Source organism: Novosphingobium mississippiense, assembly GCF_044029535.1.
In the GTDB taxonomy this organism is placed as follows: domain Bacteria; phylum Pseudomonadota; class Alphaproteobacteria; order Sphingomonadales; family Sphingomonadaceae; genus Novosphingobium.
In genome coordinates this window covers 1581208-1595379 of record NZ_CP147003.1, presented here as the reverse complement: position 1 = coordinate 1595379, position 14172 = coordinate 1581208, and the positions used below count along the sequence as shown (strand labels likewise).

General features: G+C 60.8%; 16 protein-coding genes. 13 read left to right on the top strand and 3 right to left on the bottom strand.

The genetic code is table 11. From position 1 onward, the window contains the following. Positions 1–50: 50 nt before the first annotated feature. A complete protein-coding gene (locus tag WBP06_RS25510; protein ID WP_133085069.1) occupies positions 51–716 on the top strand; it encodes a TetR/AcrR family transcriptional regulator in 666 nt (221 codons plus the stop codon). Positions 717–741: 25 nt separating this feature from the next. Here the strand turns inward: WBP06_RS25510 and WBP06_RS25505 are convergent, their stop codons facing one another. From WBP06_RS25505 to WBP06_RS25495, 3 genes are all read right to left on the bottom strand, one after another. Further along, entirely contained in the window at positions 742–1245 is a 504-nt protein-coding gene (locus tag WBP06_RS25505; protein ID WP_395335207.1) for an ester cyclase, read from the bottom strand. A 42-nt stretch (positions 1246–1287) separates the two neighbouring features. Further along, complete coding sequence (locus WBP06_RS25500) at positions 1288–1605, bottom strand: 2Fe-2S iron-sulfur cluster-binding protein (protein ID WP_133085071.1); 318 nt, start codon at positions 1603–1605, stop codon at positions 1288–1290. Positions 1606–1696: 91 nt separating this feature from the next. Further along, positions 1697–2986: a sulfotransferase family protein gene (locus WBP06_RS25495; RefSeq protein WP_395335203.1), complete on the bottom strand. Its 1290-nt coding sequence runs from the start codon at positions 2984–2986 to the stop codon at positions 1697–1699. 148 nt (positions 2987–3134) lie between these two features. On the opposite strand from WBP06_RS25495, the gene WBP06_RS25490 reads away from it, so the two are divergent. From WBP06_RS25490 to WBP06_RS25435, 12 genes are all read left to right on the top strand, one after another. Further along, the gene (locus WBP06_RS25490; protein WP_133085073.1) at positions 3135–4004 is read left to right on the top strand and encodes an AraC family transcriptional regulator; all 870 of its coding nucleotides are present in this window, start codon (positions 3135–3137) and stop codon (positions 4002–4004) included. A 119-nt stretch (positions 4005–4123) separates the two neighbouring features. Then, complete coding sequence (locus tag WBP06_RS25485) at positions 4124–4909, top strand: SDR family NAD(P)-dependent oxidoreductase (RefSeq protein ID WP_133085074.1); 786 nt, start codon at positions 4124–4126, stop codon at positions 4907–4909. A 63-nt stretch (positions 4910–4972) separates the two neighbouring features. Beyond that, positions 4973–5485, top strand: coding sequence for a VOC family protein (locus tag WBP06_RS25480; RefSeq protein WP_133085075.1), 513 nt, complete (start codon positions 4973–4975; stop codon positions 5483–5485). A 4-nt stretch (positions 5486–5489) separates the two neighbouring features. Next, positions 5490–6254 carry a tyrosine-protein phosphatase gene (locus WBP06_RS25475; RefSeq protein WP_133085076.1) on the top strand — a complete coding sequence of 255 codons (765 nt, stop codon included), beginning with the start codon at positions 5490–5492 and terminating at the stop codon, positions 6252–6254. Positions 6255–6363: 109 nt separating this feature from the next. Continuing rightward, on the top strand, positions 6364–7557 hold the full coding sequence (locus tag WBP06_RS25470; protein WP_133085077.1) for a DUF1214 domain-containing protein: 1194 nt from the start codon (positions 6364–6366) through the stop codon (positions 7555–7557). A 12-nt stretch (positions 7558–7569) separates the two neighbouring features. Beyond that, positions 7570–8025, top strand: coding sequence for a nuclear transport factor 2 family protein (locus tag WBP06_RS25465; RefSeq protein ID WP_133085078.1), 456 nt, complete (start codon positions 7570–7572; stop codon positions 8023–8025). A gap of 61 nt (positions 8026–8086) precedes the next feature. Next, a complete protein-coding gene (locus tag WBP06_RS25460) occupies positions 8087–9169 on the top strand; it encodes a TIGR03857 family LLM class F420-dependent oxidoreductase (protein WP_133085079.1) in 1083 nt (360 codons plus the stop codon). A gap of 2 nt (positions 9170–9171) precedes the next feature. Continuing rightward, positions 9172–10299 carry a phosphotransferase family protein gene (locus WBP06_RS25455; protein WP_133085080.1) on the top strand — a complete coding sequence of 376 codons (1128 nt, stop codon included), beginning with the start codon at positions 9172–9174 and terminating at the stop codon, positions 10297–10299. 220 nt (positions 10300–10519) lie between these two features. After that, a complete protein-coding gene (locus WBP06_RS25450; RefSeq protein WP_395335198.1) occupies positions 10520–11563 on the top strand; it encodes a sulfotransferase family protein in 1044 nt (347 codons plus the stop codon). Positions 11564–11585: 22 nt separating this feature from the next. Further along, entirely contained in the window at positions 11586–12362 is a 777-nt protein-coding gene (locus tag WBP06_RS25445) for an SDR family NAD(P)-dependent oxidoreductase (RefSeq protein ID WP_133085082.1), read from the top strand. Further along, a complete protein-coding gene (locus WBP06_RS25440; protein ID WP_133085083.1) occupies positions 12359–13624 on the top strand; it encodes a hypothetical protein in 1266 nt (421 codons plus the stop codon). Before WBP06_RS25445 ends, WBP06_RS25440 begins: the two co-directional genes overlap by 4 nt. Then, a complete protein-coding gene (locus WBP06_RS25435; RefSeq protein ID WP_255490519.1) occupies positions 13624–14154 on the top strand; it encodes a VOC family protein in 531 nt (176 codons plus the stop codon). Before WBP06_RS25440 ends, WBP06_RS25435 begins: the two co-directional genes overlap by 1 nt. Positions 14155–14172 lie beyond the last annotated feature (18 nt).

Below are 14172 nucleotides of genomic sequence, written 5' to 3'. Positions count from 1 at the left end.
CTTTTGATTAAATTGACGCGTGACAATTTATAAGTCAATGACTTTTGAATATGGCCTTCCAGATGCTCGATAGACCTCAGCGCGCCCGCGGCCGTCCTGCCCAGAATGCCGACCTGGCGCTGGATGAGGACAAGCTTCTGGGCCTTGCGTTCGCCACATTTGCAGAGCGCGGATACGAGGCAACGACCTTGCGCGACCTCTCGAAGCGGCTGGGCGTCAGCCACAATCTCCTGAATGTACGTTTCGGACGAAAGGAGGATCTGTGGGTCCGTGCGGTCGATTGGCGGATGGCCCAGGCCTCTCCCTTCGTTGAAATTGCTTTCGACGAGCAGGCTGACGCCGAAGTGCGTCTGCGGCACCTGGTGGAGCGGTTCTGTCTGTGGGCGGCGAGAAACGGCGACATAGTCGCGCTTACCAACGTCGAAGGTTGCCGTTCGACCTGGCGACTGGATCACATCGTCGAGCACTTCGTGCGGCCATTCCAGCGAAGGCTGGACGATCTTCTCGATGCGGTTAGGCGCCAGCGGCCCGTCCACGGCCTTTCGACGGCTGCCCTGATGGCCCTGCTTGTGCAGGGCGTTGGATACTATTTCTGCGCGGTCCCGATGCAGCAACGACTGGGCGCCGGGCATGAGGTCGACGCGGACCACGCCGACCAGCAGGCAGCCCATTTGGCCACTTTTCTGCTGGCGGCCTTGCTCCCGCCTGTCGAGTGAACAACGCGGCGGGAGCAAGTGCAAATCACTTGTAGGGGTCGACGGGCTGCGGCACGTCGATCACACCGATGTCCTTGAGCATCGAGAGAACGTCCGAAATGCTGAAGATCCTGACGATCTTTTCGTCCTTGAACTTGACGATCGAGAACCAGTTCACCTGGAACTCGTTGCCGGTCGGTTGCACGCCCATGTACGGGCCGCCTACGTGCTTGCAGTAGTGGGTCGCATAGATCCAGATCTCGTCGTCGCCCTTGCCTACCGCGTCGATGGTCTTGTAGGCGGCGGGGAAGAAGGTCTTGTACAGCGCAACCGGCGAGGTCTTCCACTGATCGTAAGTGCCAAGATCCGGCCGGTTGGGGTTTCCATACCGAAAGTCGGAATGGAAAAAGCGGTCCATGCCATCGAAGTCACCCGCGTTCAGGGTTTCCTGAAGGTCGGTCCAGTGCTTGACCATCTTCTTCTGGGCATCGGTGAGCAACGGGGAAGCGGACACGTCCAGTTGTTCGCGAATTGATTCTTTCCAGGCCACGTTTGTCCTCTCTCTCTTTCTCTGTTCAGTCTATTGGTATTATCAATCCTCGGGCGCGATAGTCACGGTAAGACCGGACAACGCATCCGTCATCATCAGCTGACACGACAGTCGTGACCTGTCGCCGCGGTGAGGCGACCCATCCAGCAAGTCGCTTTCATCCTCCGTCACCGGAGGCAGCGTCGCTGCAAACGAGGGATCGACGTAGACATGGCATGTCGCACAGGAGCAGCAGCCGCCGCAAAGAGCCAGAAGTTCGTCGAGGCCGGAATCGCGAATGGCTTCCATTACCGATGCATTCGCGGAAGCCGCGATCGTCTGCTGCGAGCCGTCACGGGTAATGACATTCAATTCAGGCATGGCATTCCTCTGCTGGAGTCTGGTCGATGCATGGCTGTTAGCGAGCGCGCCTCGGCTCACGACCTGCCGAAAGACAGGTCGGGGAAGGAAGTTACGTCACTTCAACCTCGACATCGAAGCGGTCGAAATAGAACCCGAACGGCCGGCGCAGCTCTTCCGCTGTGACAAGGAAATCTCGTTCCAGGTCGTAGACGATCTTTCCTTTCGATTGTTCGCCGTGCTCGGCGAGATAGCGATGGAGTTCAGCCAACGCTTCGTCCGTCAGCTCAACGCCTGCGATGCGATAAATCTCTCTCAGTATCCGGTCCGGGGCTTGCGTCCATTCATCGAAATAGACATCGATTGTCTGTTCCGCTGGCAGGACCTCGCGGTCCCTGACGCAGGCACGCAGCAACCTCTGATACCGATCGGGCCAGTAGCCGAGCGGTTCCGCGATATCGACGGTCTTGCGCAGCATCCGGGCAGCGTAAGTGTACATCGTAAGCTGCGAGCGGATTGAGCCGACGGGATCGCGATGGGTCAGCACGAAAGTCGCATCCGGGAATGTCTTGTAGAGGGCCGGTAGCTGTTCCATGTGCTGCGGGCACTTGATGACCCACCGATTAGGGCCGTTAAGAAACGTCAGGATTTGCATGCATTTGCGCAAATAGGCGTAGGTTCCGGACTGATCGTGGCTGAGATAGTAGTCCCGCCAGCGCGGCACGAGGGCAAGCCATTCTATGAGATAGGAGGAGAAATCGACTGCCTGCAGTTCGATGTCCTCGCTGATGTGGTCGGGCGAGAATTCGTGCATGATCGCCATGTAGGGCAGTATCGATTCCATTGTGCGCCAACCTTGTTCGGCCTTTGTCCAGCGCGGGTTGGAATCTTGGGGTGTGGGGGTTTCATCGGGCGCTGCTACTGGCGCGATTGCCTCCCACCAAGGCAGGGAACGGAACCGGCGGTCTGCCGCAAGCAGTCCCAGCAAGTGCGTCGTACCGGACCTTGGAAGGCCGGCAACAATGATCGGACTCTCGATCGGTATTTCGAGAATCTCGGGGTGTCGCTTCACGATATCCTCGACGCGCAGACGTGTTGCTGCATAGCGGATCATCATCTGGAACAGATTTGCCCGTGTCACGGCAGAGGCATTTTCGTCCTCGTCGATGGACTGGCACCAGACCGCCAGACGTTCCTGAAAGTCCTGGGCGCCGAAATCCGAAAGGCCCGTCTGCGCCATGGCGGCTGCCAGAATGACCTGCGGCTCGAACACAATATGTGCAGCGGCAGCTTCGGCGCCGGCGAGCACCTGCTTCTGGATTTCGTCGAGCACGGGATGATGAAGGTCGGTGATATCTATAACGTTGGGGTGCGTTGCCCCCTTCTGAGCGGAATCGACCATGTCACTCTCCCTTGGCCTTTGCCGCATTTAAGGAGATGGACCCTGTCCTAGGCAAGGTGATCGGGCATCGCAGCTCTGCCAAATCCTGCTTCATAACGCCAGTCGCCGTGCGCGGCGGATTTCGGGAAAGGGCGCCTGGGAGAGTTTGATGGACACCGTTTCACAAATCTACGACCTGCCAGCCACTCCGGAGATGGAGTGCAGGGTCGAAGGGCGCATCGAACTTCCTGGCGTGGTGATGGAACTCCATCGCTACCGTTTTTTCGGGCGGCAGGAAGGCATCTTCACTTCGCATCGCGGGTTTCTGGATCTTGCCTTGTCCCCGCGGCCAGGCCGTCCGCGTGGCGGCTTTGAAAGCGGCGGGGAGGGAGCGCTAGGCGAAATTATCTTCGTTCCTGAGGGAAGCAGGTTGCATACGCGCTGGGGTGACGGTGAGCAGAAATCCATCTGTTGCGGATTTGACGGAGTCGGTTTCGACCTCGCGGACGCGCGCCGTCCAACAGCCGATTTGGGTTTGGCATTGCTCGACGTTCGCAGCGCGGCGGTGCGCGCAGCTCTGAGGCGTATTGCGGGCGAAATTGCACAGCCCGGGTTTTGCAGCGAATTGCTGGTGCAGGCAATGTGGCTCGAGGCGGCTATAGAGTTGCAGCGGTATTTGCGGCTGAATACGGGCGATCGAAGCGCGCGCAGCGCACTCTCGCGCCGTCAAATGGAGCGAATTAACGAGCGGATCGAAATGCCTGGAAAGCCGCCCTCAATTGCCGAAATGGCAAAAGATTGCGGTCTTTCCACGCGTCATTTTTTCCGATCGTTCCGAGCTGCCACCGGCGAAACGCTCACCAGCTACGTCACCGAGCGCAAAATCTTCAGAGCCAAGGAGAGGCTCAGCCAGACCGAGATGGCTATCAAGGTCATCGCGTGGGAATGCGGTTTCGATAGTCCCGCGGCGTTCTCCGCCGCATTTCGCAAGGCGACCGGAGTGACCCCGCGGCAGTTCCGGGATGCCCTGATGCACTAAGGCCGTTTGGCGATGGCTTTGGCAGGGCTGCGAAAGTTCCGATTGTTGATGTGAAGGCCGCAACGGGCAATCTTTCGCCGAGCGGGCCAGACTTCAAAGCGGTCACAGGGAGATAGAGCGTGCCGGAGAACCTGTTCGACCTCAGCGGCAAAGTGGCACTGGTCACAGGGGCAAATTCCGGGCTTGGCTTCGGCTTCGCGCGGGGGCTTGCCCGTGCAGGCAGCGACATCGTGATCTGGGGACGCCGGCGGGAGAAGAACGAGGAGGCTGCTGCGGCCCTGCGCGCCTATGGAGTCCGGGTCTTTGCTGACAGTGTGGATGTGGCCAGTGAGCCGGCCATCGTCGCCGGGTTCTCACGCGCGCTCGAAGCCATGGGGCGGATCGACACGCTCGTTGCAAACGCAGGCATCGCAAGCCAGGTGCCCTTCACCGAAATGGACGTTACACGGTATCGTCAGCTGATCGACGTCAATCTCGACGGCGCGGTCTTCACGCTGCGCGAAGGTGCACGCCACATGAAGGCCCGCGCCGAGGCTGGCGATCCGGGGGGCTCCCTGATCATTTGCGGCAGCGGCTCGATCTTCCAGGGTGTGCCGACAATGGCGCATTACGGTATCGCCAAGGGGGCGCTCAATGCGCTTGCCAAGGCGCTGGCAGCGGAGCTCGGCCACTTCGGTGTGCGCTGCAATGTCATAGCGCCCGGCTTCATCGAGACGGAAATGACGTTCGCGGACCCGGAGATCGGCCGAAAGATCGCCGATATCGTCGCATCGAAAGCGCCGCTGGGAAGGGCAGGAACCCCGGCCGACCTGGAAGGCGCTGTGGTCTATCTGGCGAGCGACATGGCAGCATACCACACCGGTGACACGCTCGTCGTCGATGGCGGGAAGATGTCGGCCAACTGACCGGACGGCAGGTGCGAGAGGGTATTTCGCCGCCAGTCTGGAGCCTAACATCAGGAGGATTGCATGTTCGCCCGGCCAAACAGCCTGCACAGTCAGGTCGCCTACGTCACCAATGACCTGCCCACTGCCATGGCGAGGCTCAAGCAGGAATACGGTACGCCCGGCTTCTTCGAGATGTGCAACATCCAGCCAGGGGAAGATCCCACAGGCAAGCCGGTGCTCAAGATCGCCATTGCGGTCGTGGGGGGCGTCGAAATCGAACTGATCGAGCCGGTGGGCGACACTGCGCCGCTGTTCAGGGATTTCCTGCCGCAAGGGGATGAGCTTGCTATCCGCTTCCATCATATCGCGACCCGGATCGGCGGGCCAATGGCGAATTGGGAAGCGCATCTGGGCTCGATCGATCAGGAGCGCCACCCGGTGGTGTTCGAAGGCGCGGTCGGAGACATGCTGCGCTATGTCTATACCGACGAGCGCCCAACGCTCGGGCATTTCGTTGAACATGTCTGGATGTCTCCAGAATTGCTTGCACAAATGCGAACGCTGATCCCGAGCTTCCCCCCGGTGGAGGGCTGAGACGATGACCCTCGCGCTATCCCGCCTGAACTTTCGCGATATCGGCGGAACGCCTACCTCAGACGGCCGAAGGGTTCGGCACGGCATTCTTTTCCGGTCCGAGGGGCCGGCCAGTTTCGTGGAAGATCACCGCGAAGAACTGGTGAGGCTTGGTTTTCGCAGCGTTGCGGATCTGCGCTCGGACATTGAACGTCAATCGGCACCACACGATTGGTGCGGACCGGATTGCAGGCTTCTCAATCTCGACATGAATACCGACCTGCGCGCGCAAGGGGAGGATATGTGGGCATCGCTCGGGCAGGAGCCGAGTGCCTCGCGCGCGTCGGAAGTAATGGCGCATAACTATGGCCTGATGCCCCAGGCTTTCCTGCGCCATTTGCCGACAATGGTTGAGGCACTTCTTTCCCGCGAAACACCGATGCTGGTTCATTGTACGGCCGGCAAGGACAGGACCGGGGTCGTCGTGGGACTACTCTTGGAACTTCTGGGCGTTCCGCGAGCGGTGATTGCCGAAGATTACCGCAAGTCCGATGTCTTCGGGGAAAATCTGCGCATGTCGGATCATCTCAAGCGTGACCTTGAAAAGACGTTCGGCTTCGTGCCGCCCGACGAAATGGTCGCGGTGCTGATCGGCGTTCAGGACAGTTTCCTCGCGCGCGCCTTTGACGAGATGGAGAGCCGGTGGGGCGGCGTCGACGGTTATTTTGCCGCTGCCGGAATCGATGAGGAACAGCGCGCGGCGCTGCGCGCGCTGCTTGTCACTGACTAGGCGCGAGGTTCGTGCGGGGATGACGACAATCGCGGCCTTGACGACGATGCCGGAAAGCGGAGCGACCCAAGGTGCAGCATGGATCGGTCGCAGAAAGGTGGAGAGCGATATGAGCGATAACGGCGTATTCGAATGGGAAGACCTTCTCGACCAGCTTCGTCCGCTGGGTCAGCAGATGCGCGATCGCATTCCCGAGCGTCTCCGCAGCGATCCGCATGTCATGCAGGAATCGATGCGGCTCTTGCTCTCCGGAGTGCTCAGGACCGCGAACGATGCGATCATGCACGATCGTAGTCATCCGATCTTCGTCCCCGAACTCAATATCTGCCAGAACATCTTCCAGCCCAACGCAGACACCATTTACAAGGCGGCGCTGATCGAGAAGGGCGGCACTTACCGCATTCGCGGCGATCGCGGCACCACGCGAATGATGATCCTGGCCCAGCTCGGTCCCGACACGCTCCGCACGGGGAAGCATCATCCCGCCCAGGATGCGAATGATTTCGATGACCTGCGGATTGCGCCTGACGGCAGTTTCGACGTTATCCTCTCGCCGCAGCGTCCCGCCGATTATGACGGCGACTGGTGGGAGCTCAAGCCCGAGACGGAAAAGTTGATGGTGAGGATCGTGGCCTGCGACTGGGGTTGTGAGCGCGAGCCTCGCTTCGGCATCGTCCGCCTGGATGCCGAACATGCCGCCAAGGGAAGACCAAGCCTCGCCCAGCTCGCGCACCGGTTCGCGGAGATTCCCATGACGGCGGCGGTATGTGCGATGGCATTTCCCGACAAGGTCCAGAAGCTGCGGGACGAAGGGTTGATCAACACTCTGAAAGTGGCTGATTTCTCGCAGATGACGGGTCTTGCTCGGCAGTCGTACTATGAAGGCGCCTACGAACTCGCCGAGGACGAGGCCCTCATAACCGAAGTGCGGATCCCGAAGGAGGTCGGGTACTGGTCCTTGATCCTGACCAACGAGCTCTACGAAACGACTGACTGGTATCACAATCAGTCCAGCCTCAATGCTGCGCAGGCCGTGGTCGACGTCGACGGCGTCTTTCGGGCTGTTATTTCCGCGCGCGACCCGGGCGTGCACAACTGGCTCGATACCTCGGGCTATTCCAGCGGCGCGGTGCAGGGACGGTGGTTCAACACTGACGAGCGTCCAACCCCCAGCATGAAGAAGGTGAAATTGAACGAGGTCCGCCAGTATTTGCCGGCAGGCACCGTTTTGGTGGCACCGCGCGAACGCGCCGAGGCAATCCGCGAGCGGGCGCTGCGAGCGCATACCCGCATCATCTGGTGAAGGACGGATGCGATGAACGATGCACTTTCGATGCTGCTCGATTACGAGGCGATCCGCAACGTCAAGGCGCGCTACTGCCGCATGCTCGATACCAAGGACTGGGAGGGGTTCATCGACCTTTTTACCAGCGACGCGGTGATGGACGTACAGGAGGATACCGGACACGCGCCGATCACCGGCCATGAGGCGATACTCGACCAGGTGCGGTTTGCAGTGGCGGATGCCCGGTCGGCCCATCAGGTTCATTCCTCTGAGATCGATCTCAAAGGGGATGAGGCGAACGTCGTGACTGCTATGCAGGACCGCGTCGTCTGGGCGCCGGGCAAGAGCCCAATACCCGGCGCGCAATCCATCACCGGATTTGGTCATTACACGGAGCGTTACGTCCGCCAGGCCGGGACATGGAGGATCGCCTCGCTCAAGCTGACACGTCTTTATGTCGAGGTTCATCCCGAGCCTGTCTTTTGACAGGTTGCAATCAAAGTCGCGGCCGCAAATCTGCGGCGCATAACGAACTGAGAGGATTTCAATGACGCTGGCGGTGGAACCGGGAGCACAGGCGCTTTTCGACAGGTTCGGCACGTATATTCTGCCGGGGCGTGTCAACGACCCGCGGCGCGGCATCGAAGAAGCCCGGGAAGCCGAGCGGATCGGCCTGGGGTGCGTGTGGATCTCCGAACGCTATGCGCTCAAGGAACCGGCTGTGCTCTCGGGCGCTGTGGCTGAGGCCACATCGAAGATCCGCATAACGGGAACCATGTATGCGACGATGCGCCATCCGCTGGTGACTGCAAGCGTTGCGGACATGATGCAAGCGATGAGCGGGGAACGCTTCCGCCTCATGTTCGCCCGCGCGGTACCGGCCTATATGAAGATGCTCGGATCCCCGCCCATCACGATGGAGCGGCTTGCCGATCTGATCACGATCTGTCGCCGGCTCTGGGCCGGTGAAAAGGTCGATTACGACGGCATACTCGGCAAGTTTCCGGCCATCAACCTGACCGATCGCCACGGAGGAACGCCCCCGCCGATCATTTTCACGGCGATCGGGCCAAAAAGCCTCGAATTTGCAGGCGAGCACTGCGACGGCGTGCTGCTTCACCCCTTCGTTTCGGCGCAGGGCGTGAAGAACAGCGCCAGAATCGTCCGCGAGGCCGCGGAAAAGGCAGGGCGCGACCCGATGTCAGTGCGCATCTACCATAATATCATTGTCGCTCCCGATCTGCCCAAGGACGAGGAAGAGGCCGTCGTCGGCGGGCGCGCGATCACCTATTTCGAACTCCCCGGTTTTGGCGACCTGATCGTCGACATCAACGGCTGGGACAAGAAGGTGCTCGACGACATCCGCGCCCACCCCAAGATTGCAGGGCTCAACGGAAAGCCCGCCGACCAGGCCTATACGCGTCAGGAACTCGTCGATGTAAGCCGTCTCATACCCCAGCAGTGGCTGGACGAGGGGGCTGCAGTGGGAACGGCAGCGCAGTGCGCCGATCAGCTGATGTCCTTCCTTGATGCAGGCGCCGACGAAATCCTACTGCACGGCTCCTCCCCCAAGGACATGGGTCCTCTCACGAGCGAACTGAAGCGCGCATTGGCTGCAAAGGGACTGTGATCATGGACGTGCTGACCCCCGATCGCATTACCGTCCAGTTGCAGGATTGGCTGGCCGGGCAGAAACCGCAATGGCGCCAGATCCATGTTCGCCCCCTCGACGTGACATTGGGGGCGGGCTTCTCTGCCGACATCTTCTTCGTGGAGGTCGACTATGTCGACGAGGCAGGCCCCCAGGCGCAGACACTTGTGGTGCGCCGCCAGCCGATGGACCTGGAAGTCGTCTTCGGCAGCAGTCTGGCCCTTCAGGGGAAAATGATGGCCGCGCTCGATGCGCGCGGAGATCTCCCCGTTCCGCCATGGATCGGGATGCACCTCGATCCCGAGATTCTCGGCCTGCCTTTCCTCGTGATGGGCAAAGTGGCGGGTGAATGCGCCAAGCAGACGCCGAACTACAATCTTGAAGGCTGGCTGGTCGACATGGCGCCGGAGCAGCGGCGCGCGGCCTTTACCAATGCCATATCGGCGTTTGCCAGCCTGGCGAGTATTGACTGGCGCGACGGGTTCGAATTCCTCGCACAACCCGAAAACGGTGAGCCGGGCCTCGATCAATACGTCGGTGCATTGGAAGCGTGGCACAAGGCCGCAGGACGCGGGCGGGCAATGCCCATTGTCGATACGGCAATGGCTTATGTGCGCGCCAACATGCCGCAAGATGCGGCCGTCAACGTACTGTGGGGCGATCCCACACCGTCCAACGTCATGTTCGCGCCCGATGGCCGCGTCAACGCGCTGATCGACTGGGAACTGGCAGCGTTAGGACCGGCCGAGCTCGACCTCGCATGGTGGCTTTACTTCGACGACCTGTTCGGTCGCCGGTTCGGCATTACCCGGCTTGAAGGGCTGCCCAGCAAGCAAGAAACGATCGCGATCTGGGAGGAGACCACCCGGCAGACGGCGAGAAACCTTGAATACTACGATATCGTCGTCGCACTGCGCATGGCGCTGGTGGCGATCGGCGCGTTCGACCGCCAGGTTGGTATCGGCAATATTCCTGAGACCAACAAGTCGCTGAATGACAACTTCATGACGCTCTACCTCGCGGAACGTCTGGGTTTGCCAATCCCTGAATTGGGTCCGGATTTCGTTGCTTTCATGAAGAACCTGACACCGGTCGAAGACAAGGCCTGAGCGACCGGATTCCATACCGGATCGCGGCACCTGGGAGAAGTACGGCAATGGCGCAGCACCGTGAAAAGCGGCCTGCATGAACGCGGGCTCTTGTGAAGCGGCGGTTTTGGAACCGCAAACCCTGATCGCGCGCGCGCGCGATCTCACGGGCCTTACGGATTTCGGAAATGACCTTTCGTTCATGGCCGGCTTTCAACGTCTGGTCGAGGCGGTGGAGACGATGGATCCGCCGCCGCAACTGCGCCAGACAGTAAGTGAGAAGATTGTCGGCCTGCTGGCGACCCGGCTGCGCTACATCGAGGATGAGAAACGCCACCCGGAGATTACGCAGCAGGATCTCGGCGACCCTCTCATAGTCTGCGGTCTGCCGCGCACAGGGACAACGATCACCTACGATCTGCTCTGTCTCGATCCGTCCGCGAGGGCGCCGCGCGAGTGGGAATGGTATATTCCCTGGCCCGCTCCTGAAGAAGCAAATTTCGAGAGTGATCCGCGCATCGGCCAGGTCCAGGCGATCTACGAGAATTGGCTGAAGCATGCCCCGCAGCTGGCCGACATCCAACGGATGGATTGTACCCAGCCCGGTGAATGCAATCACGGGATGATGCTGCATTTCGCCAGCACCAATTTTCCGGCCGAACTCGGTGTTCCCGATTTTGCGCGCTGGCTGCAGGAAACCGTGCCCGACGGGCAATATCGCACGCATCGGAGAATGCTGCAGCAATTCCAGTGGAAAGGTCCGAAGGGACGGTGGACGCTGAAGTCGCCGCAGCATCTGATGGACCTGCCAGGCCTGCTGCAGGCCTATCCCGGCGCGATGCTGGTCTGGACCCACCGCGATCCGGTTCTCACCTTCTCCTCGCTCTCGAGCATGATTGCAGGTTTCCTTGCTGCTGTGGGCGGCGCGAACGACCTGGCGGCAATCGGGCGATCGGTCGTCGACACCTGGTGTGCGGCGATGGCGCGCGCGACAGAAGCACGGTCGGGCGATCCGGCGTTGGAAGGGCGCATCGTTGACCTTGCTCACCGCGATGTCGTCAGCGATCCAATGGCTGCAATCGAACACATCTACAGCCGGTTCGATCTGCCATTTTCGGTGCAGCACCGCGATCGCATCGCCCGCTTTCTTGCCGAGAATCCTGCAGCGAACCGGTTGGGGAGGCATCGGCACAGTCCGGAGCAGTTCGGGATTGATCCGGCCGAGGTACACGCGCGCCTTGCCGGATACTACACGCGCTACGGCCATCTTTTCGACCATTCATAGGCCTGACCTGGGGAACGAGACCATGGGCATTCTCGACCGTTTCCGCCTTGACGGGCGCACTGCAATCCTGACCGGCGTTGGTCCGGGAGTGGGGGAACATGTTGCGCGGGCTTACGCCGAACTGGGGGCGAATGTGGTGATCTCCGCCCGTTCGGGGGATCGTCTCGAACGGCTGGCAGGAGAGATCAATGCGGCCGGCGGCGGCCGCGCTGCCGCCATTGTCGCGGACGCCGGGAAAAGGAGTGATCTTGAGCGGCTCGTGGCCTGCGCACGCGAAGCCTTCGGTCCGATCCACATCATCTTCAACAATGCTGCAGCCGGGGTCGTATATGCCGCCGATGGCGGGCTTTGGGCGAACACCGACGAAGTGTGGCGCACCGCGTTCGACGTCAACGTCATGGCGACCTGGTGGCTGGCCGAACTGACCGAAGCCGACATGAAGGCACATGGGAAGGGTAGTATCATCTCGGTGCAAAGCTGCGGCGGTTTCACGCCCATCCCGCCGGCTGTCGCCTATGGAGTATCGAAAGCAGCGCTCCACTTTCTGGTGAGGGAACTTGCCAAGTCGCAGGCCCCGCACACGCGCGTGAACTGTCTGTGCGTCGGTTCCATGAGCCCCGATGGGCAGGAAGCGGAAATCCACAAGGGTCTGGGGCTGGCAGAGCGGAACGCCATCAAGCGCTTCGGTGCCGCGGACGAAGCTGTCGGGGCGGCCATCCTGCTTGCTAGCGATGCCTCCAGCTACACTACGGGAAGCACGATCTTCGCTGAAGGCGGTAGGGTGGGAACGATATCATGACGGTCAATCCGCTATGGACGGAAGATCAGGCTTCAGCCGAGCGGCTGGCCCTGCGCCTCATCGAACGGCCTGACGTTCGCGCTGCGCGCGAAAGCGCACGGCAGATTCTGCTTGGCGATCCGCTATCAAAGACGCTCGATGGGCGAATTGGCCTCGATCGTGCGCTGGATCAATGGGTCCTCGGCCTTGCTATGCGGGAAGCTAACGGCGATCCCGCCGATCCCAAGGTCGTGTGGAATATCAGCAATGCGCCTCGGGATTGGTTCGGTCACATATTTCCCGGCGCCGCCGTCGCGATCGATAATCCGGATAATATCAATCGCGAGATTCCGATCGACGGCGATGGCGGGTACGCGGTCCAAATCCGCTTCTCCGCCGATCCGCCCCAATTCAGCATCGTTGCGGAGGTCGAGCCCGAACACCATGCCGGCCTCGGTCGAAATCTCGGTGCGCTCACTCTTCAAGACCTGTTGCCGCTCTGCGATTCAAGTCGGCGCGTGACGGTCACGGTGGGCCCTGGGGACGGCGGGCCGGCCCATCTGAAAACCGAGAGTGGTGCGCGCATTCAGGTCTACACGCGCGACAGCCAATGCGGCTGGGAACAGGTACCCGCCGAAGTCAGGGTCAGTCGTCTCGACCAATTGCATGCATCGATGCCACGCAGCGAGGAGGATATCGCCCGCGCCATCATTGCCGACATGCCAGCCTGGGTGACATTCTGGTCGCGCTTCAAGGACGACTTTCTCGGGTATCCGCAGCCCAATCGGCTAGTCGGACCTCAGGGGCGGGATGGTGACTGGGGTTATCTTGCAGGAGGTCGTTTCGCGCTCGGGGACGGCGAGGGGCTGCTCATCACCATTGATCCAGCAGGAAGCCGTTACACGGGTATCCAGGTTGCCGACCCCTGGACAATATCGCCCGATCCAATGCTGCGCACGGTAAGTCTTGCTAGCTCACAGGTTGCGCCCTCCGCCGACGGCACGATCACTTATGTCCTCGCCGGCGTGGATGCCGGTATCGCCAACTGGATCGACACCGCAGGGCTTGGGGAAGGCTGGGTATTGCTGCGCTGGCAAGGCGTGCCGGAGGGAAGCGATCCTGCGGCATTCATCCGCGACGTGCGCGTCGTCGATCTTGCGACGCTTGGGGATGGTGAAGGACGGCTGCCGCCCTCGGATATCGCGCTGCGGCGCAGGCAATTGGTTGACCGGGCCCGCAGTCACGGGCTGCGGACCGCCGCAGCGAAGTGGAGTAAGGGCTGATGCAACCCAATGGCTCGATTCTCGAACTATGCCAGGTCGTACGCGACATGGACCGTGCGCTCGACCACTGGACGAGGGTCATCAAGGCAGGACCTTTTTTTGTCTTCGACGTGCCGGTGTTACCGGGCCAGATCTATCGAGGCGAGCCAACGCAAGTTGCACTGAAGGTCGCCTTCGGGTTTTCCGGCGGCCTGCTGATCGAACTTCTTCAGCAGACGAACGAGAGACCATCCGTCTTCACCGAGATGCTGGATCGCAGCGGAGAGGGCTACCATCACGTCATGCTGCGGATTCCCTACGAGGAGGGCGTTCAGCGGCTCTCGGCCGAAGGTCATGAAATCGCTTTCAGCGGCACGATGCCTTCGGGTGAGCGCTTTGCATTGTTCGATACCCTGGCCGCCAACGGGGGGTTCATCGAATTGATGGAACTGTCGGGAGCCATGGAAGCATCGCTTCAGAGGATGCATGCAGCCCATCTCGAATGGGACGGCATTAGCCGGCCCATTCGCGCCATCGCCGATCTTGCGTGAACCTGCTGGCAAGAGCCT